The sequence below is a fragment of the Epilithonimonas hispanica genome, assembly GCF_003385395.1.
GTDB lineage: Bacteria > Bacteroidota > Bacteroidia > Flavobacteriales > Weeksellaceae > Epilithonimonas > Epilithonimonas hispanica.
Window position 1 is genome coordinate 134238 of record NZ_QNUG01000003.1, and the last position, 21250, is coordinate 155487.

Annotated in this window: 19 protein-coding genes and 1 tRNA gene; 6 read left to right on the forward strand and 14 right to left on the reverse strand. The window is 32.9% G+C overall.

What is annotated here, in order from left to right; genetic code table 11:
• Positions 1-129: 129 nt before the first annotated feature.
• Both DRF58_RS02090 and DRF58_RS02095 read right to left on the reverse strand, forming a co-directional pair.
• Positions 130-2682, reverse strand: a complete 2553-nt coding sequence (locus tag DRF58_RS02090; RefSeq protein ID WP_116032262.1) for a DEAD/DEAH box helicase family protein — start codon at positions 2680-2682, stop codon at positions 130-132.
• Between the two features lie 3 nt (positions 2683-2685).
• Positions 2686-4674 carry a DNA methyltransferase gene (locus tag DRF58_RS02095; protein ID WP_116032265.1) on the reverse strand — a complete coding sequence of 663 codons (1989 nt, stop codon included), beginning with the start codon at positions 4672-4674 and terminating at the stop codon, positions 2686-2688.
• A gap of 318 nt (positions 4675-4992) precedes the next feature.
• Between DRF58_RS02095 and DRF58_RS02105 the strand changes: the two genes are divergently transcribed.
• Positions 4993-6300 carry a DEAD/DEAH box helicase gene (locus DRF58_RS02105; protein ID WP_116032269.1) on the forward strand — a complete coding sequence of 436 codons (1308 nt, stop codon included), beginning with the start codon at positions 4993-4995 and terminating at the stop codon, positions 6298-6300.
• Positions 6301-6312: 12 nt separating this feature from the next.
• On the opposite strand, the gene DRF58_RS02110 is transcribed toward DRF58_RS02105, so the two are convergent.
• The gene (locus DRF58_RS02110; protein WP_116032271.1) at positions 6313-7203 is read right to left on the reverse strand and encodes an SMP-30/gluconolactonase/LRE family protein; all 891 of its coding nucleotides are present in this window, start codon (positions 7201-7203) and stop codon (positions 6313-6315) included.
• Between the two features lie 165 nt (positions 7204-7368).
• Between DRF58_RS02110 and DRF58_RS02115 the strand changes: the two genes are divergently transcribed.
• Positions 7369-7701 carry a MerR family transcriptional regulator gene (locus DRF58_RS02115; RefSeq protein WP_034965019.1) on the forward strand — a complete coding sequence of 111 codons (333 nt, stop codon included), beginning with the start codon at positions 7369-7371 and terminating at the stop codon, positions 7699-7701.
• Between the two features lie 72 nt (positions 7702-7773).
• Entirely contained in the window at positions 7774-9105 is a 1332-nt protein-coding gene (locus DRF58_RS02120; RefSeq protein ID WP_116032274.1) for a helix-hairpin-helix domain-containing protein, read from the forward strand.
• A gap of 122 nt (positions 9106-9227) precedes the next feature.
• On the opposite strand, the gene rluF is transcribed toward DRF58_RS02120, so the two are convergent.
• From rluF to DRF58_RS02150, 6 genes are all read right to left on the reverse strand, one after another.
• Entirely contained in the window at positions 9228-9950 is a 723-nt protein-coding gene (gene rluF / locus DRF58_RS02125) for a 23S rRNA pseudouridine(2604) synthase RluF (protein WP_116032276.1), read from the reverse strand.
• On the reverse strand, positions 9950-10540 hold the full coding sequence (locus tag DRF58_RS02130) for a hypothetical protein (protein ID WP_116032278.1): 591 nt from the start codon (positions 10538-10540) through the stop codon (positions 9950-9952). Before DRF58_RS02130 ends, rluF begins: the two co-directional genes overlap by 1 nt.
• A 12-nt stretch (positions 10541-10552) precedes the next feature.
• Positions 10553-11251, reverse strand: a complete 699-nt coding sequence (gene truB / locus DRF58_RS02135; RefSeq protein WP_116032324.1) for a tRNA pseudouridine(55) synthase TruB — start codon at positions 11249-11251, stop codon at positions 10553-10555.
• A gap of 43 nt (positions 11252-11294) precedes the next feature.
• Positions 11295-12113: an undecaprenyl-diphosphate phosphatase gene (locus tag DRF58_RS02140; RefSeq protein ID WP_116032281.1), complete on the reverse strand. Its 819-nt coding sequence runs from the start codon at positions 12111-12113 to the stop codon at positions 11295-11297.
• Positions 12114-12189: 76 nt separating this feature from the next.
• Positions 12190-12495 carry a DUF3098 domain-containing protein gene (locus DRF58_RS02145; protein ID WP_116032283.1) on the reverse strand — a complete coding sequence of 102 codons (306 nt, stop codon included), beginning with the start codon at positions 12493-12495 and terminating at the stop codon, positions 12190-12192.
• 2 nt (positions 12496-12497) lie between these two features.
• Complete coding sequence (locus tag DRF58_RS02150) at positions 12498-13397, reverse strand: cell division protein FtsX (protein ID WP_116032285.1); 900 nt, start codon at positions 13395-13397, stop codon at positions 12498-12500.
• A gap of 162 nt (positions 13398-13559) precedes the next feature.
• On the opposite strand from DRF58_RS02150, the gene DRF58_RS02155 reads away from it, so the two are divergent.
• Entirely contained in the window at positions 13560-14546 is a 987-nt protein-coding gene (locus tag DRF58_RS02155) for a DNA topoisomerase IB (RefSeq protein WP_116032287.1), read from the forward strand.
• Here the strand turns inward: DRF58_RS02155 and DRF58_RS02160 are convergent.
• Positions 14543-16024, reverse strand: a complete 1482-nt coding sequence (locus tag DRF58_RS02160; protein ID WP_116032289.1) for an NAD(P)H-hydrate dehydratase — start codon at positions 16022-16024, stop codon at positions 14543-14545. The genes DRF58_RS02155 and DRF58_RS02160 overlap by 4 nt on opposite strands.
• A gap of 132 nt (positions 16025-16156) precedes the next feature.
• On the opposite strand from DRF58_RS02160, the gene mscL reads away from it, so the two are divergent.
• A complete protein-coding gene (gene mscL, locus DRF58_RS02165; RefSeq protein WP_116032292.1) occupies positions 16157-16531 on the forward strand; it encodes a large conductance mechanosensitive channel protein MscL in 375 nt (124 codons plus the stop codon).
• A 31-nt stretch (positions 16532-16562) separates the two neighbouring features.
• Here mscL and DRF58_RS02170 read toward each other — a convergent pair whose 3' ends face one another.
• From DRF58_RS02170 to DRF58_RS02185, 4 genes are read right to left on the reverse strand one after another with little or no spacing between them, the layout of a single operon-like run.
• Positions 16563-17411: a GLPGLI family protein gene (locus DRF58_RS02170; RefSeq protein ID WP_116032294.1), complete on the reverse strand. Its 849-nt coding sequence runs from the start codon at positions 17409-17411 to the stop codon at positions 16563-16565.
• A gap of 20 nt (positions 17412-17431) precedes the next feature.
• Positions 17432-18271 (reverse strand): GLPGLI family protein, encoded by an 840-nt coding sequence (locus DRF58_RS02175; protein WP_116032297.1) that lies wholly within the window; start codon positions 18269-18271, stop codon positions 17432-17434.
• 60 nt (positions 18272-18331) lie between these two features.
• Positions 18332-20407, reverse strand: a complete 2076-nt coding sequence (locus DRF58_RS02180) for a M56 family metallopeptidase (RefSeq protein ID WP_116032298.1) — start codon at positions 20405-20407, stop codon at positions 18332-18334.
• The gene (locus DRF58_RS02185; protein WP_116032301.1) at positions 20407-20766 is read right to left on the reverse strand and encodes a BlaI/MecI/CopY family transcriptional regulator; all 360 of its coding nucleotides are present in this window, start codon (positions 20764-20766) and stop codon (positions 20407-20409) included. The genes DRF58_RS02180 and DRF58_RS02185 overlap by 1 nt, the downstream gene beginning before the upstream one ends.
• Positions 20767-20978: 212 nt before the next feature.
• Here DRF58_RS02185 and DRF58_RS02190 point away from each other — a divergent pair.
• Positions 20979-21054 (forward strand) — tRNA-Met (locus tag DRF58_RS02190).
• Positions 21055-21250: the final 196 nt, after the last annotated feature.

Consider the following 21250-nt stretch of genomic DNA (forward strand, 5'->3'; position numbering starts at 1 on the left):
GACTTTGGCTTTGCTGTGACTCCTGAAAAATATGGAAGATGTTAATTGTTAATGTTTTACTTCGCCGAAAGTACGTTCACAAAAGTGGTGCAAAATTAAGGAAAATATTTGAAAAAAGATGATATAAATTTAATTTTCAAATGTATTTTCTAAAACCTTCTTAAACTCATTTTCATTACCATAATTATAGAAAGGAACTGCTGTGATTTTATAGGTATCTGTATGAATTTTAATTGACTTCTGTTCGTTTCCTATTTCTTTTAAAAAATCTTCTTTCCATTTGTCGTAGCCTATTAAATGAGCTCCTTTTGGTTCTATGAAAACCTGAAAAGTTAATTGCTGATTAGTTTTCTCACTGCAAAAGAGTAAAAAATCTGGTTCAAAAGCACGACCATATTTATCAAAAACTTTAATTTCTCTTTCGTTCCGAATTAAATGAATATTATCGAATTTTTGACTGAAACTTTCAAAGCGTCTGGCAAATAATTCTACAAATTTCTTCTCTTCACTGGTTCCGTAGTTGGCATTGTAAGCATACCAAGATTCTTCTTTTACTAAATCCTCTTGCCCGTCAGCTCTTGGGCTATATTTGTTTACCCGAATTTCCTTATCTCTGAAAACCTTACTGATTGGTTCTGCAAAATAATCTGAACCTTCATATTCCGTAGAATTATTTTTAATATCTGCTTCGATGTTTTGTAGCAAACCATTCAACGCCTGAAGATAATCGAAATGCGAAATTTCCTGAAGTCGGTTATAATTTCCAAGGAACGTTATTTCCAAATTCCCCAAATAATTTTCATCTTCAATAAAATCTGAAAGAGATTTGATGTTCGGAAAATACCGCGAGAGATTGTCAAAATAATAAAAAGGATTTTGGCTTAAAGCATAATGAATTATATGTTTTTGAATATCATTAAGTTTTACATCTTTCGATTTTATAACTTCATCAAATGAAACCGGACTTTCCAATTCAAAAAATACGCTCGAAACCCTTCCACCACCGGAAGAAAGCTGATGTCTGTAATTGGTTTTTGTAACTCCTAAATCCGTGAAAGACTTAACATTATCAAAACTTTTAGGTAACTTTTTATTGGAAAAAACATAACCGTTTTTGTATAAATCGGATTCTTTGAAATCAAATTTTAAAGTCAGCTGTTTGGTTTCAAGATTCGCATCATCTTCATAAATACCTGTTTCTACCAATGCTTTTTTAAGCTCCGAAACATAACGACTGTCTTCTTTGGTGTGATAATACAATTCTTCCAAAATTTTCAAATCGTTTGAAATATCATCATCGTATTTTCTCACAAATTTATCATCGCCTTCTTCCAGTGCAAACGGATAATATCTTGCACCACGACCAATCAGTTGCGCTTCCGAAAGCGTCGTCTTACCAGGTTTACCGTCTTTCCCGTCACGGTCTTCGTACAATCTTACAATATCAAAAAGATTTAAAACATCCCAACCTTCATTCAATTTTTGAACGGCAAATACTGCACGAATTGGATTGTTTTCATCTTCCAAAGTATTGAGCAAAATCTGATTTTTCTCTGCTTCAGAATCATTATTAGCACTCAAACAATTTTCTTCTCGGAAATTATTGTGAATCCGTTTTGCAATTTCATTTAAAGAAATATTTTTGGCTTCAAAAAACTGAAAAGCCTTCTGAACAATTGGGACGGTAGAAGTTTTTTTGATTTTCTCCACCATCGTTTCAGAAAATTCATCAATCAATTTGTGGAAATTTTCTTTGTTTTGTTTTGATTCTTCAATTCTTTTTTTTGCTTTAAAAAGAATAACGGGTTTTAAATTTATATTGTTAATTGTTGCCAATTCCTGACGGTACAAATTCAAAATTAAAGCCTGAATAATTCGTTCTTTCTCGTCATAGAGCGAACGAACGAGATTGATTTCTTTAGAAAATTTATCTGTCCTAAATTGTGAAAGGTCGTATTTATAAATGACTTTATCTTTATATTTATTAACGATTTCCCTACTTTCGTAATCTAAAGTTGCGGTAAACTCTAAAAGAATATTGTCGAAATTCTGATGAAGGATTTGCAAAACCGTTTCTTCCCAACTTCCGAAAAGGTTTCCGCTTTTTGTTCCGCTGTTCAGGTGGTGCGCTTCATCTGCAATCAACACCAATTTTTTATCTACAAAATCTTCGTACGTGACGCTGTTTTCTTTGGTATTATTCAAATCAATATGCAACTGCTGAATCGTGGTAAATTTGATATTGATATTTTCATTATCGGCTTCGTCAAAATTATCAATCTGTTTTAGCAAAACCTCTTTTCCGTTGATGACGACTTTATCATTAAACAAATATTTAGAAGTTTGCGGATTGAGAAAATTGTCTTTCGTTTTTTGAATGATATTGTTGCTGTTCACAAAAAACAGAAAATTGCGGTATCCTTTTTCATATAAATGAAGCATCAAACCAGCCATTACCAAGGTTTTCCCGCTTCCTGTCGCCATATTATAAAGCAAGTGTAATGGTTTGTTTGGCTTTTCATCAAAATCTTCCAGCTCTGTATATAAATATCGCTTAAAAGCCTCTTCCTGATAAGGTCGAATGCCAAATTTCAAGTTATCTGTAATTCCGTTGGGCAAAGAAACTTGCGCTAAAGCTTTACGTGCAAACGGATTGTTGAATATCTCGTGTAGAAATGCCATTTGCTAATTTTTAATTTGATAAAAATCCTTTGTCACTTTCTTTTCTTCTTTGGTACATTCAAAATTTTCGTCATTTAATGAAGATAAATTGACATACAATTGATTTTTGTTGAGCAGTTCGCAAAGATGTTGCTTTTGCTCATTTAAATTTAACAATTTAAAATCTTCGATATGTTGCTCTTGTTTTTGGATATCCACATTGTAATTGAGGAAAGATTTTGATTTCATTTCTTCCCAGATTTGCAGAAGACTTTCTGAATTTTCTGCTTCTTCTATTTTTTCGATGAAAGTTTGGTTGTATTTTTTGAGTTCGAGGTAAATGAAAGAACCACCACCTTGCCAATTGACAGATTTGGAAATGCCAGTTTTATCACTATTAATTACGTTTTTTAATCGAACAACACTATCATTTTCTCCATAATTTAATTGTTCGATTCCAATGTACTGGCGATTCATTTTATGCGCGACAGCACAAGTGGTTCCGCTTCCTAAATGATAATCTAAAACTATATCATTTTCATTAGTGGTTAATTCAATTATTTGCTTGATAAGTTTTTCTGGCTTTTTACCATTTTTTAACTTTACTCCACCTTCATTTGCGATACCAGCCCAAGAAATGTGATTCCAAAAATCTGTCAAAAGTTCAGTCACTTCCATTTTTCCATCAAGTTCCTGCATTTTATTGGAATAAAATGCTAAAGCACCACCTTTATAAAGGTGCATTTTACTTCCATCCTCTCTTTCATATTCAATTACTCTTTCTTCATTTTTTGATTTTGCCATTAATTCTTTTAACTTCTCTGTTGGTTTATGCGGGTCACGAATACTCACAACATTAGATGAATTTTTATAAGCAAAATCCTCAATCATAACTTTTATAATACTATTCCATAAATCTCCGTATTTTTTCTTAGCTTCAGCTAAGTTCGCAAACCCTGCATCATTAATTACTTTTTCTTTCAATGGCGTAAATTTCCATTTGCTTACATTCTCATCTCTGTCTAGATACAAGTTATAATTAGAATTATAGCTCACGGGCACATAACCTTTTTTAAATTCAAACTTAGATTTGTTTTTAGTGTAAAATAAAATATATTCAGTAACATCAATTGGTCCTGGATTTACAGTTTTAAACCCTGCTGGAGAAGCTGTTTTTAAAGCGATAATTTGAACTTTATTGTTTTTTCCAAAAACTTCATCTAAGAGTATATTAAGATAACCTAATTGATGATGGTCAATATGAACATAAATTGCTCCTTTCTCGCTTAAAAGTGAAAATGCTTCCTGAAGTCTATTCCTCATAAAAGTCAACCAAGTAGAATGATTAAAATTATCATTATACTTAAATCCATCATTTCCCGTATTATAAGGCGGGTCAATATAAATCAGCTTCACTTTTCCAGCAAATTCTTTCTTTAGAGAATGCAATGCGAGAAGATTGTTTCCTTTGATAATCAGATTATCAGTAATCGTTCCTTTTTCGTTGCGGTTGAATTGGATGAAATCTTTTTCGCCATCTTTATCAAACAGTTTGGCGTTGGTTAAAACTTTTGGGTCAAGCAATTCTGTAATTTCGTCTTGTGCTAAAGTTTCATTAAAGAAAATCTCTTCTCTTTTATCTTCTTCGCGGCTTTGTCCGCCTTCTAAAATGCAATCTTTAAACGGCCAAACCAACGCCACTTCATTTCTTTGTTTCAGATATTTGCCGTCAATTGACAAACCGATTTTATTTTTAAATTGGGTATAGCTGTCGTTAAGATAATTTTTCTGTTCAAGAAATTGAATGAAAAGATTTTGATTGAAAATTAAAGTGCTTTTAATTTCAATGAAAAATTTTTGTTTCAAATCGGAATTATCTAATAACAATCCAATCAATTCTTCATCGAAATTTTGAGCTTTATTGAGAACCACCCATTTTTTGAGTTCTCCGTTATCGGAAACATAATTGGGTTCTTTTTTGAGTTGGGATTCGAGGGTTTGGTATAGTTTCATTGAATATGATGTTTATGCATCACTTTTCAATTTCCAAAAAAACACGTGGACAATTCCAATTGCTTGCAATCGAAGCCCGACCAAAGGCAAAGCACAAAGCAAAAAGGAACGCCCACGCTTTACCGCAGGCGTTTCCACTTTCACTTCCCGTGCTTTTTGAAAAATTGGTCGTATTTCGATTGCGGGAAATTTTTAAAGCGAAACGCTAATATTTTATATGTTTACTGTTATATATTTTCTATTATAAAATTATTTCATCAAATATATAAAAAGAAAAAATAGCCAAAAATTGATTTTCAAAAAATTTATCTTTGTAAAATGGAATTACAACCAATATTCGAAAAACTGCAAATTCAGGATATGAATCAGATGCAGAAATCTATATATAACGCGTCGGAAAATGAAACTGATGTTGTCTTATTATCGCCAACAGGTTCCGGAAAAACTTTAGGCTTTTTATTTCCCGTTCTTAGAAATTTGAAATCCAACGTCAAAGGAATTCAAACCTTAATTCTTGTTCCAGCAAGAGAATTAGCATTACAAATCGAACAAGTTTTCAAATCAATGGGAACCGATTTCAAAGTTTCTATTGCTTACGGGGGACACGATAAAAAGATAGAAATTAACAACTTGATTGAAGCTCCAGCAGTTTTAATCGGAACTCCGGGAAGAATTGCTTATCATCTTAAAAACGAAAACTTCAATCCGGAAACTATCAAGACTTTGGTTTTAGATGAGTTTGATAAAGCTTTAGAATTAGGCTTTCAAGAAGATATGGAATATATCATTGGCTCGCTTAATGGACTTTCGCAACGCATTTTGACTTCTGCAACGGTGATGGACAACATACCGAAATTTGTAGAACTCAACAACGAAAAGAAAATCAATTTCCTAAAAGAAAACGAGTCAAAACCGAACATTCAGCTAAAAAAGGTGATGACAACACCTGAAGAAAAACTGAATACCCTTTTCCAACTCATCTGTAAAATCGGGAACAAAAGAACATTGATTTTCTGCAATCACAGAGATGCAGTGGACAGAATTTCTGAACTTCTAAGAGAAAAAGGAATCCAGAGAGAAACTTTCCACGGCGGAATGGAACAGGACGAAAGAGAACGCGCACTTTTGAAATTCAGAAACGATTCTGCAAGAATTTTGATTACAACAGATTTAGCTTCAAGAGGTTTAGACGTTCCGGAAGTGGAATCCATTGTTCATTATCAATTACCGCCGAAAGAAGACGCTTTTATCCACAGAAACGGACGAACTGCAAGAATGAATGCGAAAGGTTTTGCTTATCTCGTAATGACGGAAGACGAGAATTTCCCATTCATCAAAAGTAATACACCCGAAGAAAATGTTTCGGAAGCTAATCGAGTTCCGGAAAGAACGCCTAACCAAACCATATACATTAGCGCCGGAAAAAAAGATAAAGTCAACAAAGTGGATATTGTTGGTTATCTTATTAAAAAAGGACAACTTGAAAAAGATGATATTGGTTTAATCGAAGTCAAAGACACCACTTCTTACGTTGCTGTCAACCGAAAAAAAACCATCGAACTTCTGAAAAAACTCACCAACGAAAAACTGAAAGGCAAGAAAGTAAAAATAGAAATCGCTTATTAACAAGCGATTTTTTTATTTGATTCCGGAAACATTCATTTTTAAAGCATACACGGAATGCGAAGCGGTAATAAATAAAGTTGAATTATTTTCTCCACCAAAAGTGACATTGGAAGTCCAGTTTTCATCAATCGGGATATGATTGATTTTTTCTCCTTTATTATTGAAAATGGTTACACCTCTCCCTGTAAGATATAGATTCCCTTGATTGTCCAAAGTCATTCCGTCTGATCCCATTTCGCAGAACAATTTCTTTTCGGACAATTTTCCTTCTCCTAAAATATCATAAACATAAGTTTTCCCAGCATCAATATCAGAAACATAAAGTTTTTTCAACTTTTGAGAACCTATGATTCCGTTTGGCTGAACAAAGGTATCTAACTTTGTGATTACTCCCTTTTTATTTCTGTAATAGAGGTTTTTCTCCGGAATTTCTACTTTAAAATTTTTCCAATAATCTCTTTTGTACAAAGGATCCGTGAAGTAGATTCCGCCATATTTATCAATCCAAAGATCATTGGGACCGTTCAATCTTTTATCTTCAAAACCTTTCACAAGAGCTTCAATCGACTTAGATTTAGAAACTCTCCAAACTTCACCATTATCATCGGAACAAGTAATTAAGTTATCGTTTTTGTCAAAATAAGTTCCGTTGGCTCTTCCTGTTTTACTAAGGAATAATTCGATTTGATTGGCTTTCCAATCCCAGAAATAAATTTTATCATTTGGCTGGTCTGTGAAATAGACATTTCCCTCTTTATCAGAAGCTGGACCTTCTGTAAAACTGAATTGACTAGAAAGTAATATTGGTGGAACGTCAAACAATTTTCCATTGGGATTTTGAACTTTGCAATTGACCAAAATGAGCAAAATCAAAACATAACCAAATTTGTAAAAACTTTTCATATGCAGATACTTTTTGTTTTTATTTTCCTTATACAATCGCTGTTTTTTCATCGGCGCTTGTGTTTCCCGATAATAGAGATTGCATAATGAAATATATAAAGTTGCAAGATACAATTTGTATAAAAGAATTAAAAATAATTATCTTTGAAAATTCGATAAAAATCAATGAAACTTAATCTTCCGGACAAACTCTACTATTCTATTGGCGAAGTTGCCAAAGCTTTTGATGTTAATACTTCTCTAATTCGCTATTGGGAACAGGAATTTCCTATCATCAAACCTAAGAAAAACAAAAAAGGAAACCGTTACTTTACGCCTTCTGACATTGAGAATCTGAAGATTATTTACCATTTGGTTAAGGAAAAAGGCTATACGCTTGATGGCGCGAGAGTTGCATTGACAACCAACACCAAAATCTCTGAAACCATTACTATTATTGACAGATTGGAGTTTATCAAAGCTGAACTTCTTAAACTGAAAAACTCATTAAACGACTAAATTAGTCGTTTATTTTTTTGCCAAAATTCAATTTGGATTGGTTTTATTCTTAACTTTATAGAAACACAAAAGATGAAACCAAAACTACCTTTCCAAATCCAGAAAAGGCAATTGTTAAGCCTTTTTATTTTCGGAATTCTCATTATTTTTTCTCAAATTGCTTTTTCGATTTATAAGAAAAAGCAGCATTACGAAAAACCTCAAATAACCTTCATTTCTCCAAAAATTGAAGAGCTAATTTTAACTGAATTTAATCCCAATGATTTGGATGAAAGTCAATGGAAAAATCTTGGATTCAGCGAAAAGCAAATCAAAACGATCCTGAAATACAAAGAAATTGTTGGCGGAAATTTCAAATCCAAAGAACAATTCAAAAAGTGTTATGCGGTTTCGGAGGAAAAATATGAACAACTGAAAGATTATATTTTACTTCCAGAAACTAATTCTAATTTAAAAAATAGCACATTCGATTTCAAACCTTACGAGAAAAAGAGACTCAACATCAAAGGGAAATTCAATCCAGATTCTTATTCTCAAAAAGATTGGGAGAATCTTGGCTTTTCGGAGAAACAATCGGCTGCTATTCTGAAATATAAAAATTATCTCGGTGGAAGTTTCATCAGCAAAGAAAAATTGAAAGAATGTTTTATGATTAATGATGAACAGTTCTCGCAAATGTCTCCTTATTTGATTTTACCTAACAAAACGCCAGAAAATCTAACTCAAAAATTTGAGAAAAAGAAAGAGAAAGAAGTAGTGAAAATCTGTCAATACTTTGATCCAAACGATTTGAATCAAGAACAATGGCAAGCTTTGGGATTTTCTGAAAAACAATCTATTTCAATTTTGAAATATCGAGATAAGATTTTGAAAGGTTCTTTCAAATCTTTGGAAGACATCCAAAAATGTTTCATGATTTCGCCAGAAAAATTTGAAGAGATGAAACCTTGGATTAGACTCTCTGTGGTCGAAAAACCGAAAGAAGAAAAACCAATTATCACAGAAAAAACGGATTATTCTAAAATTAATCTGAATGAAATTAGCTTCAAACAATTGCGAGAATTTGGTTTCACGGAAAAAGATGCGGCTGGAATTTTGGCTTTTAGAAAGAAACTAGGTGGTTTTATCAATAAAAATCAATTATTGGAAACTTATGAAATCGATCGAGCGCTTGGAGAAAAACTAATTTACGATGCAAAAATTGACAATTCTCATGTTCCAAAATACAATCTAAAAGATGCTCCAGAAGAATGGCTGAAAAAACATCCGTATTTCCGATATTCTGCTGACCGAATTATATTTTACAGAACAACTTATCCTGATGACAAAAAAATATGGAAATGGCTGAAACTAAAACCCGAGTATGAAGAGAAAATGAGACTTTATACGATTAATGATAAATGATAGTTGATGGTTGATGGTTGACAATAAAAAAATCTCGCAGATTTAGCAAATATAGCAGGTTTTCTTATGATCTACTAAATCCAACAAATCTACGAGATCATTGTATTTTGATTTTAGAAAAATCATTCAAACGCTTTACTGGAGTCTTCTAATAAACCATTCAATTCATTCATTTCCTGGGGAGTCAAATCACGCCATTTCCCAACAGGAAGATCGAGTTTGATATTCATGATTCTGATTCTTTTGAGCTTTTTCACTTCATAACCAAGATATTCGCACATTCTACGGATTTGACGATTCAATCCTTGCGTCAGGACGATTCGGAAGTTCATCGTGTCTATTTTCTCGACTTCGCATTTTTTGGTAACTGTATCGAGAATTGGAACGCCATTTCTCATTTTTTCGAGAAATTTTTCGGTAATCGGTTTGTCAACTCTTACGTAATATTCTTTCTCGTGATTGTTTCTCGCTCTCAGGATTTTATTAACGATATCACCATCAGAAGTTAAAAGAATAAGACCTTCACTCGGTTTATCCAACCTTCCGATTGGGAAAATACGTTTTGGATGATTAATATAGTCAACAATATTGTTTTTCTCGCGTTTCGTATCGGTTGTACAAACAATCCCTATAGGTTTGTTGAAAGCGATGTAAACAAATTCTTCTTCAACCTTTTTGATGGTTTTTCCATCTACGAAAATCTCATCTTCGTCAGAAACTTTGGTTCCTAATTCCGGAACTTTCCCATTGATGGTAATTCTACCTTCTTCCAAAAGTCTGTCTGCTTCTCTTCTGGAGCAAAAACCTACTTCTGACAAATATTTGTTGATTCTTATTTTTTCCATTAATCTTTACCGTAAACTGTATAATTCTTTTTACTGAAAACTGTTATGCTTCCAGAAAGCCCTATAAACCAAGCATTAGAAACATTAGAGTTGTATCTGTAGATAAACAAACCAATTTCTTGATTCAGTCTTTTTGAAAAGAAATCCTGATATCCAATTTTTCCTCCAAAATAATGCGTATCGCTTACATTAGATTGATTGAACTGTTTTCCATACTCAAACTCGAATGTGGTTGCTGCCGTATCACCTTTGATTATAAATTTAGGCTGAACAATCCAATTGAGCAAATGCAAATCATCTGAAATATAATTATACTTAATCCCTGTTCCCAAAGCAAAAAATGATAACAACTGATAACCTCCTACAACACCGACGCCATAAGTAAAATCATTGGGAAGATAAGGCGAAATATACTGTTGATAATATGCATCATTCTTATGTTGACTGTCTTTTATCGAGTTTCCAAGATTATAACCGACCTGAACATTCGGGCTGATGTAAAACCCCATTGTTTTACTATATTTTTCTTCCGATTGTGCAAAAGCTAAAACCGAAAAAAACAAAGTTAAGACGAGTAAATTTTTCTTCATTTAATTTTGAAATTATTCTGAGATTTTAAAATCATCGTTAATAAAATCCGCAGTTGCATTTTCCACAGAATAATCTCCGATTTTAGTTCTTCTAAATTGCGTTAAATACGCTCCAACTCCTAACTCTTGTCCAATATCGTGAGCTAAACTTCTGATGTAAGTTCCTTTTGAACAACCAACTGTGAAAGAAACTAAAGGCAAATCAATTTTAATATCATTAATATAATGAATTGTCGTTTTTCTGGATTTCATTTCCACGTCTTCTCCGGCTCTTGCAAGATCGTAAGCTCGTTTTCCATCTATCTTAAGCGCAGAAAAAACAGGTGGTTTTTGATCTATTTCTCCAAGGAATTTTTCTAAAGCCTGATGAATTTGCTCTTCTGTAATATGAGAATAATCTTGATGTAAAATCTCAGGTTTCTCGGTGTCGTAAGATTCGGTTTGAGCGCCAATTTTTATCTCTGTCCAATATTCTTTTGGCGCATCCTGAATCTCTGGAATTTTCTTTGTAAATTTCCCTGTACAAACAATCAAAAGCCCAGTTGCTCTTGGATCCAAAGTTCCGGCGTGACCAATTTTGAATTTCTTTGGCAATTCTTTGAACTCTCTTTTGAGCTTGTATTTCAGCTTATTGACAGCCTGAAAACTGGTCCAATCCAAAGGTTTGTCCAATAGAAATAGGTGTCCGGATTGTAATTCTTCTGCCGTCATTCTAAGTATTAAAGTATTTTTTGAGTTTGAGAGTTGGAAAGGATTATTTAAACCAATAAAAATAAACCAACAAAGCAATACCAACAAAAATACGATACCAGCCCCAAGGTCGGAAACCATATTTATTCAACAAAGCAATGAATGATTTGATAGCAATCCAAGCAACAACAAACGCCACAATATTTCCAACGATAAAAATTAAAATATGATCCTGAGATTCCAAAATCATTTCGTAACCTTTCATTGGATTTGGTGTTTCTTTTCCCCAAGTTTTTACAAAAATCGAATAAACAGTCACTGCCAACATCGTAGGAACCGCCAAGAAAAAAGAGAATTCAGCAGCCGCTTTTCTGGATAAACCTTGTGCCATTCCTCCAATGATGGATGCTGCACTTCTACTCGTCCCAGGCATCATTGCCAAACATTGCCAAAAACCAATGGTTACAGCTTTTTTGATTGTAATTTCTTTCTCATCGTGAACAATCGGATTTTTGAACCAACTATCTGCAAATAACAAAACAACGCCACCTAAAACCAAAACAGACGAAATCGCGATTTGGTTTCCTAAAACAGATTCGATTAAATCATCTAAGAAAAAACCGATAATCAAAGCAGGCAAAACTGCAAAAGCCAATTTATAGTAAAACTGAAGATTGCTGAAATCAAAGAATTTTTTCCAATAAGCTACAACTACCGAAAGTATTGCCCCAAATTGAATTGAAACTTGAAACATCTTAAGAAATTCGGTTTCTTCTAATCCCATTAGATTAGCAGCGAATCCCATATGTGCGGTTGAAGAAATCGGAAGGTATTCTGTAAGTCCTTCTATAATTGCAATGATAATTGCTTTTATCAAATCCATAGTTTTTTTGTTTTATTAATAAAAAACTTTGCCTCGAATAATCAAGACAAAGCTTTTATTTTATTTAAATTTAAAATTAATCTTTGTTTCTTTTCAGAATTGCTACTACTTGAACCACAAAACCTGCGATTACCAAAAGAGGAGCAAGTCTGATTCTTCTGAATGAGAAAATATCCTCGTTCCAATAATTAGGATCCAATTTCCCGTCTGGTGTTGTATTCGCATCAGCTCCCATCATCAGAACAAATCCTAATAGAATCAATCCCAAACCAATCAACATCAGTTTGAAATTTTTGTTTCCAAAATAGAATGTCTTTTTTTCAACAGTTTCAGTCGTACCAAACTGATCTGCTGAATATTTGTTTTTTGTTTTTTTTGCCATTTTTAAGAGTAATAAAGGTCATCCACATTGCTTCGTAAGAATCTCCAAGTTGCAAAGATAGTACTTGCTACTGTAATAAAAATACCAACAAACAAAACTATCAATACCAAAACAACATACTGATTGGTATCTTGCACGAACGGTGTTCCAATTTGATTGGTGAAATAATACCAGATTCCGCCTAAAGCTAAAAGTCCGATAAATGCACCAATTAAACCAAGAACCAAAGCTTCTTTGATGAAAGGCATTAGAATAAATCTTCTTTTCGCTCCAACCAACTGCATTGTTTTGATAATGAATCTTTTAGAGAATATCTTAAGCCTGATTGAATTATTAATCAAAACCATTGCAACAATCAAGAATAAAATTGAAAATGCTAAAATCCAAGTCAAGATTCTGTTTAGATTATTGTAAACATCTATAGTAAGCTTATTGTCGTTCGCTACATCTTTTATACCTTTTATGGCTTTTAATTGAGCTACAACATCGTCAATTTTTGCTGGATCTACAAACTCGGGTTTCAAAGTAACCTCAACAGATGCAGGGAAAATATCTTCTTCAAACAATGCATCAGCGTCTATTCCTAGTTGCTTTTTAGCAAGAACTGTCGCTTGTTGTTTGGAAATATACTTGGCTTGTTTTACATAATTTTGCTCCTTGATTTTCGCAAAAGTCTCTTCCTGAAATTTTAGTGTTTTCGCAGAATCTCTCGGGTCAAGATACTCATCAAAATAAGCTTCTACAACCAATTGTTCTTTGATATAATCAGAATATTTTTGAGCATTAATCAAAATCAATCCAAATAATCCTACAAGGAACAAAACCAGTGAAATACTGATAACTACAGTAATATTGCTGGATCGGAGTCTACTTTTGTTAAAATCGTCAACGGTCTTTGGCATCAAAAAAATTTTTGCTAAAATAGAAATTTTCGTTTAAAATCTGGCGCAGTTGTCTGTTAATAAAATCATAAAAACTTTATAAAATGTACTATTTCATTCCTTTTTGAGAAAATTGAAACTCGGCATTTTTATTGTTTAAAGAATTTTACCAAATCAAGAATTATGAAAATTTTACGTCAAACCAGAGGCAAAAATTTCTTCTATACCAATCAACATAATGAAAAACTGAAGGATCAAGATAAAATCGATTTTATCCAATCTCTTGTGATTCCGCCAGCGTGGACCAATGTAGAAATCACCACCAACAGACGGGCAAAAATATTGGCTATCGGACGCGACCAGAAAGGCAGAAAACAATACATCTATAATCCGAAATTTCGTGCGAAAAAAGATGCGGACAAGTTTGACAGAATCCTCCATTTTGCAGAAAATCTGGAGCATATGAGACGGGTTACCGGACAACATCTGCGTAAGAAAAAAATGTCGCGTGAAAAAGTAATGGCAGCAATGGTTAGGCTTTTAGATTCGGCTTATTTCCGACCAGGAAGTCCAAAATACACGCAGCAAAATAAAAGTTATGGCTTAACGACAATCCGTAAAAAACACCTGACTATAGAAGGAGACGAAATAATTTTTTCTTACAAAGGAAAATCGGGAAAATTCCAGGAAAAGCACATCATTAATTCAAAATTATCAAAAGTTATTGCCCAATTGGAAGAATTGCCTGGCTACAGACTTTTTAAATATTATGATGAAGAGGAAGAATTAATTTTGGTCGAAAGCCAAGATCTTAACCAATACATCAAAGAAGTAATGGGCGAAGAATTTTCCGCAAAAGACTTCCGAACCTGGGCTGGAACTATGATTGCCGCAGGAATATTAGACGAACTTGGCATCTGTGAAAAACAACAGCAAAAGGAAATGAATAAAAGAATCCGAAATGCTATCGTTGCCGTATCCGAAAGATTGGGAAATACGCCTGCCGTTGCCCGAGATTCTTATATTGATCCCAGAATTTTTGAACATTATAAAAACGGACAAACCATCCAATATTTCCAAAAAGAAATTAAAAAACTTTTGAAAAAGAATGAAAACCTATCAGAGACAGAAATAGGGGTTTTGTATATGTTAAAATCAAAAATGAATTAACGCGAATGTTTGAAAACGGTCGAGATGTGGTTAATCAAATCTGTAGGTAACATTGCTTCTTTTGAAAATTCCACTGCTGCAAAATCACCGGCTTTTCCGTGAAGCCAAACTCCGAAAACACAAGCTTTTTCGATGTCATATTTTTGAGAAATCAATGATGTTAAAATTCCTGTGAGAACATCGCCGCTTCCGCCTTTTGCCATTCCAGAATTGCCTGTGATGTTATAGAAAACCTTTTGATTTGGCGTAATTACAACCGTATGATGATCTTTTAGAATGATGAAAATCTGCAATTCTTCTGCTTTCTGTTTTGCTAATTCTAATCTTTCAAAAGAGTTTTCTGTTTTCCCAAACAATCTTTCAAATTCTAAAGGATGTGGTGTGATGACAGAATGCTTTGGAATAAGATTTAATTTCTGATTTTCTGCAATAATATTAAGCGCATCTGCATCCAGAACAACAGAATTTCTATAATTTTCAAGAAATTCTAATAGAGCTTTTTGCGTTTCGATCTCTTTTCCCAAACCCGGTCCGATTCCGTAAATTGCTTTATCCTGAATTTCTATTTCATTAATATGATTTTCGCCCGAATCTATGAACATTGCTTCAGGAACTTGAGATTGAAGAATAATGTTTCCACATTTCGGAGCAATTGTAAAAGTCAACCCGCTTCCGGTTTTCAAAGCTGATAAAGTAGACATCAGAACAGCTCCAATCTTACCATAACTTCCGCCAACCAAAACACTTTTCCCGTAAGTTCCTTTATGACTAAATTCTTCTCTAGGTTTGTAGATTTTCTTAATTAAAATTTCATCAATTACGAAATAATCGGTTTCTGCTTCATTAATAAAATCTTCATCAAGATCAATATCTAAAACAATAATTTTTCCACAGAATTTTTCCGTTTCTGGATGAAGAAAACTTTTTTTATAGAATTGAAAAGTCAAAGTAAAATCTGCTTTGAAAACTGCAGCATTTTTGTTGATCATTCTATCGGCAAACAATCCTGTTGGAATATCAATAGAAATCTTCGAAGCCTGAATTTGGTTCAGATTTTCAATTAAATTTTTAAAATCATCAGACAATTCCCGGTTCAATCCATAGCCGAATAACGCATCAATTATTACAGAATTATCACGGTTATCAAATTCAGAATAATCTTTAATTGTAATTCCGCTGATTAGTTTTATTTTATTAAGATTAATTTTTGCATCTTCAGAAAACTTAGAATTATTCTCATCAATAAAAACTTCGACATCAAATCCTTTCTCGTAAAGCATCCTTGCGATTACAAATCCATCACCGCCATTATTTCCGTTTCCAGCGAAAATCGAAAAATTTTGATTTGATTTAAAATTATCCACAATCCAATTTGCGCATTTTTTCGCGGCATTTTCCATCAGACTGATAGAAGAAATTCCTTTTTCTATGGTTGCAGAATCACATTCTTTGATTTGAGAAGATGAAAGGATTTTCATTAGAATTAAATTTTAAAAGAGTGCAATTTCAAATTTAATCAATAATATTCTTTTATCAATAGTAATAAATAAATCGATTTTTAAAAAAAAATTGATATTTTTGTTTATAACTAACTATAAAAAAATACAACTATGGGATTTGTAAAAGAGTTTAAGGAATTTGCATTCAAAGGAAATGTAGTAGACTTAGCAGTCGGTGTCATCATTGGTGGCGCATTTGGCGCAATCGTAAAATCATTGGTAGATGATGTAATTACACCACTTCTATTGACGCCAGCTTTAAAAGCTGCCGGTGCAGAAAACATCAAAGAATTGGCTTGGAACGGTGTAACTTACGGAAATTTCTTATCATCCGTAATCAGCTTTTTGGTAATTGCTTTTGTTTTATTTTGGTTAATAAAAGTTGCTAATAAACTTAATAAAAAACCAGAAGCAGCTCCTGCAGGACCATCTTCTACGGATCAATTACTGATGGAAATCCGTGACGAACTTAAGAAAAAAGCTTAATAAAAATCGCCACTTTTGGAGTGGCGATTTTTTATTTCAATAGGTCTAATTCTAAGATGTTATTATTCTTTTTCATTCTATCCATCATCATTTTCTCTTGAGACTTCATATAGTCTTTGTTATCTAATTTATTACCCGCATCATCTGTTACGTAAAACTGACCTTCCTGCGCTTTCTTTTTCAAATTCGCCATAGGATCTTTCCTGTAATTTTTATATACTGTCTGATATTTTTTATAATCTAGCTTAATTGGCTTTTCGAATTCAAAAGCAAGAATATCTCTTTCAAGAGTATTATTTTTAATTCCTTTCAGCTCTATCTTATGGAAGCCAGATTTGTCTTCAATCTTTACAATAAGACCTGGCAAACCATAGAATTTATAAGGTCCGTCCTGAATTGGAATGTCGGTTGAAAACCAAGCAATCCATTTTCTACCCGCAAAATCAGCTTCAGCTTTTTGAACGTTCCAAGTTCCAATTTTATCCTTATCTGATAAAATCTTCCAATTAAATTTGACTTGTTGATTAGAATCATAAAGTGTCATATCCAACGAAACAATGTGATTAATTTTAAAATCAGGATAAGACTTCAGAACTTTATACCCAACCACACCTTGTTTTCCAGACATCTGAACAGGTTCATCACTATGAGCAGCCATATTTTTTTTGAATTGAGCATCCATTATGGAGTCGTTTTGAAAAACATATTCGCTGTAATATTTGGAGCCTTTTTTATCAATATCCAAAACCATTAATTCAGACATTTTGGTTTCAACATCCGTAGAATCTGTCTGGAACTGATAATCGTAATAAAATCTTTGGCTTTGAGAGGTTACTGAAATTGAAATTAGAAAGAAACTTAATAAAAATAATTGTTTCATAGTTTTTAGTTAAATTAGTATTACTTCACAATATCCAACTCAATTCTATTATTGTCTTTTTTGATTCGAGCTTTCAAACGTTCTTCTTGTTCTTTTGCAATTTTGGCAGAAGTCCCATCTTTACCCGTCAAAATAATCGAAGTTCCGCCCATTTGGATTTGTTTAATTCCTTTCGTTGGGTCATTTTCGTATTCTTTAATCACTTTCTGAAATTGTTTGGAATTGATTGCAATTTCTTTAGCATCCCAAACATTAATATTAATATCACCCGAAATATTTTTAATGCCTTTCAGCTCCATTTTGTGAGAACCTGTTTTGTCTTCAATCTTAACAATCAGCCCTGGTAAACCATTAAATTTATAAGGTCCATCTTGAATTGGGATTTCTGTAGAGAACCAAGCAATCCAATGTCTGCCTGCAAAATCCGTTTCAGCTTTTTGAACATTCCACTCTCCTATTTTTTCTTTTTCTGACAATATTTTCCAGTTGATTTTTCGGTCATCAGAAATACTATACGCATCCATTCCCAATCTGCGATGGAGATTAATTTTATAATCAGGATAAGTTTTTGTTACAGAATATCTTACATCTCGTTTTCGCAAATCCGATTTCACATTAATAGAACCTGTTGCTTTCAGTTGTTGTTCCAAATCTGCTTTCATCAAAGAATCTGAATTAAAAACGGTGTAACTGTAATATTTGGAACCATCTTTTGTGGTGTCCAAGAACATCATTTCTGTTTTGACATCATCAACATTTGTAGAATCTGAAATGAATTTGTACTCGTAAATAAATCTTTTATTCTGAGCAATTGCTAGAACTCCTAAAATCAGAAATAAATTAATTAGTAGTTTTTTCATAGTTTTTGGTTTTAAAATAAAAGCCGGCGAACCGGCTAAAGTGTTAAGAATTTCAAATACTTATTTTGTAATAACTTCTATTTTTCCAGTTCCGTTAGTTTTGAAAATACTCATCGAAGAAATTATGCTAGGATCTAATTTCTGAAGTTCTGACTTTTCGACCTGTTTTCCATCAATATAAATTGTTGTATTATCCAAATTAGATGATGCAGTTTTGTTGAGAACAAAAGTCTTATTGGAAGCGTTAATCTTTGAACTATCAACAAACACTATTTTATTAGGAGAATCCAAACTAGAATTAAAGCTGATTGTCCAAGGATTGTTCTGACGCATCTCTTTGTTCAATTCACGTTGCTTTTCCTGAAGCTTCTTTTGCTCTTCCATCAGTTCTTTCTGCTTTTCCTGAAGTTGCTTTCTTTTTTTCTCCATTTTTTTCAATTCTTTTGGAGACAATTTGGATTTTGCCTCATTATAGAAAACATCATCAGAAAAACCATAACTGAAATTATCAGAAAAATTTGATTGAGGAAAATTGTAGTTGTCTTTCAGATATCTTACAGTTCCATCCGTAAAAGCATCTTTACCAAATTGGTCTGTAATCATTTTCTGAAACTCTTCATTGGTATAAAATTTTCCATATTTTTCAACAGCTTCCTCGGAACGTTTTTGTGCATCTTGAATTATTTTCTGAAAATCAGGAGAATTGACTTTGATTTGCATTTTTTCAGCTTGCTCCTGTGCATTCTGCAAGTCTCTCTGAAATTTTGGAGATTTCATCATTCGTTCAGCTATTTTTGCCTGCTTTTCTGCATCAGCAATTCTCTTTTTAAATTCTGGAGAATTAACCATTGCTTCAGCATCTCTGCCAGCTTTTTCTGCGTCGGCAATTATTTTCTTGAATTCCGGAGAATCATACATCTTTGCCATCGCTTCCGAATGTTCTTCCAAACCTTTTAGATTTCTCTGATAATTGTCAGAATCTACAATAGATTGCAATTTATTAGAAAGATTTTCCAAATCATTTTCTAAAGCCTTATATTCTGATGAATCTTCTTTTTTAGCTTTTTTAAGAGCCGATAATGCTTTGCTTTTTTCAGCCATTTTTGCACTAAGCGCAGACATCTTCAAATGGTCTTCTTTCAAAGCTTCAGAATATAATTGTGTTTGTTTTTGATGACTCATCGATAAACTGTCAAACTCAGACGCTTTAGGTTTTATCGTATCATTTTTCATTTCGTTAACAGCAATTTCAATTGCTTTGTTCGTTTCTGTAATTTCTTTGTTTTTAGCATTCACCATATAGGCGAATACCATAAAGAATAAGATTGGTAGCGCAAAAAGTTTGCGTGCGTAGCTGTACTTGGTTTGGTTTTTTGTAAGCATTGTAAGTCTTTTTTTGAGGTTAGATGATAAAAAAGGACTCGTAACAGGAATTACCGAACCCGAGAAATGACTCTCGAGAAGCATCTGCGCAAATGCTCTGGTGTCGGACTTTTTCACTGCTTTGTTGTCCGCCAAGTATTCGTGAATAAGATTGATTTCTTTGTTGATAAAGTAAAACACAGGATTGAACCAGAAAATGGATTTTACCAATTGCAACAGGAGTTTATCCCAGCTGTGTTTTTGTTCTATATGAACCATCTCGTGCTTCAGAATCCGTTGTCCAACAGGAGAATTAATCTCGATTGATTTTTTCCAGAACAGATTTCTGAAGAATGAAAATGGCGCATTATTAAGATTGGTCTGATAAAATTTGATTCCCTCGATAGTTTCATTCGGGAACTGATTTTTTATCGAATTGATTTTTAAAATTCCTAGTATTAATCTAATTAAAAGAGCGACTGAAACCACTCCAATAATTGTATAAAAAATTTGATAAATAGTGATATCATAGTTTGTAGTTTGAGATTGGTTTTGATTGAATCCACTCAAAAGCAGATACAAACTCTTGTTTGTTTCTATCGTAAAATAAGAAACTTTTATCAAAGGCAGAACAAGACTCACAACCACCGAAGACAAAAGATAAAATCTATTGTAATGATGAAAAGTCTTATCCTTTAAAAACAAAAGATAATAGGCAAACATCACTGCTGAGCAGAGAATCATTTTGCCAAAATAAAGTAAAATTGGTTCCATTATTCCTTGTTTTTAAGTTCGTTTAACAAAAGCTCCAAATCTTTCACACTAATTTCGTTTTCTTCTACCAAAAACGAAACCGCATTGGTATATGACCCTTCAAAATAATTCTTAACCAAGCTTCTGATAGACTTTCCACTGTAATTTTCTTTACTTATCAATGGGAAATATTCGTGTTGTCTTCCAAAAGTTTTATGACTTACAAATCCTTTCTCCATCAAGATTTTAAGGATCGTGGAAATCGTGTTGGTATGTGGTTTTGGTTCGGGAAACAATTCTAAAACGTCTTTTAAGAAACCTTTCTCTATCTGCCAAAGGTACTGCATTACCTGTTCTTCTGCTTTAGTTAACTTATTCATAATCTAATACTTTAAAAACAATCAATCTTATATCACTAAAAACTTAGTAATACAAATGTAGGATTAATTTTCATTCGTACAACTATTTTTATAGTTAAAAGACGTTAAATATCATAACTAATTGAAAATCAAAACACAAACAATTATTACTCAAAAATTTCATTCTATAACTTGACTTGTATCGAAAAAGTCTTATCTTTGCACCACAATATCGCGAGGTAGAGCAGTAGGTAGCTCGTCGGGCTCATAACCCGGAGGTCGCACGTTCGAGTCGTGTCCTCGCAACCAATTTAAGAGAATCACAATTGTGGTTCTCTTTTTTATTTATGGAAGAATTTGTTGTTTACGTTTTATATTCAGAGAAATTTGGATCAGTACCAAAACTGGATCAGTACCAAAACTTGTGTTTAAGCAAAAATGTTTTGTAGTCTGAATAGAAAAAACGCCCGATCCCTAACTCCTCTGAAGTTGCTTCTAAATTTTT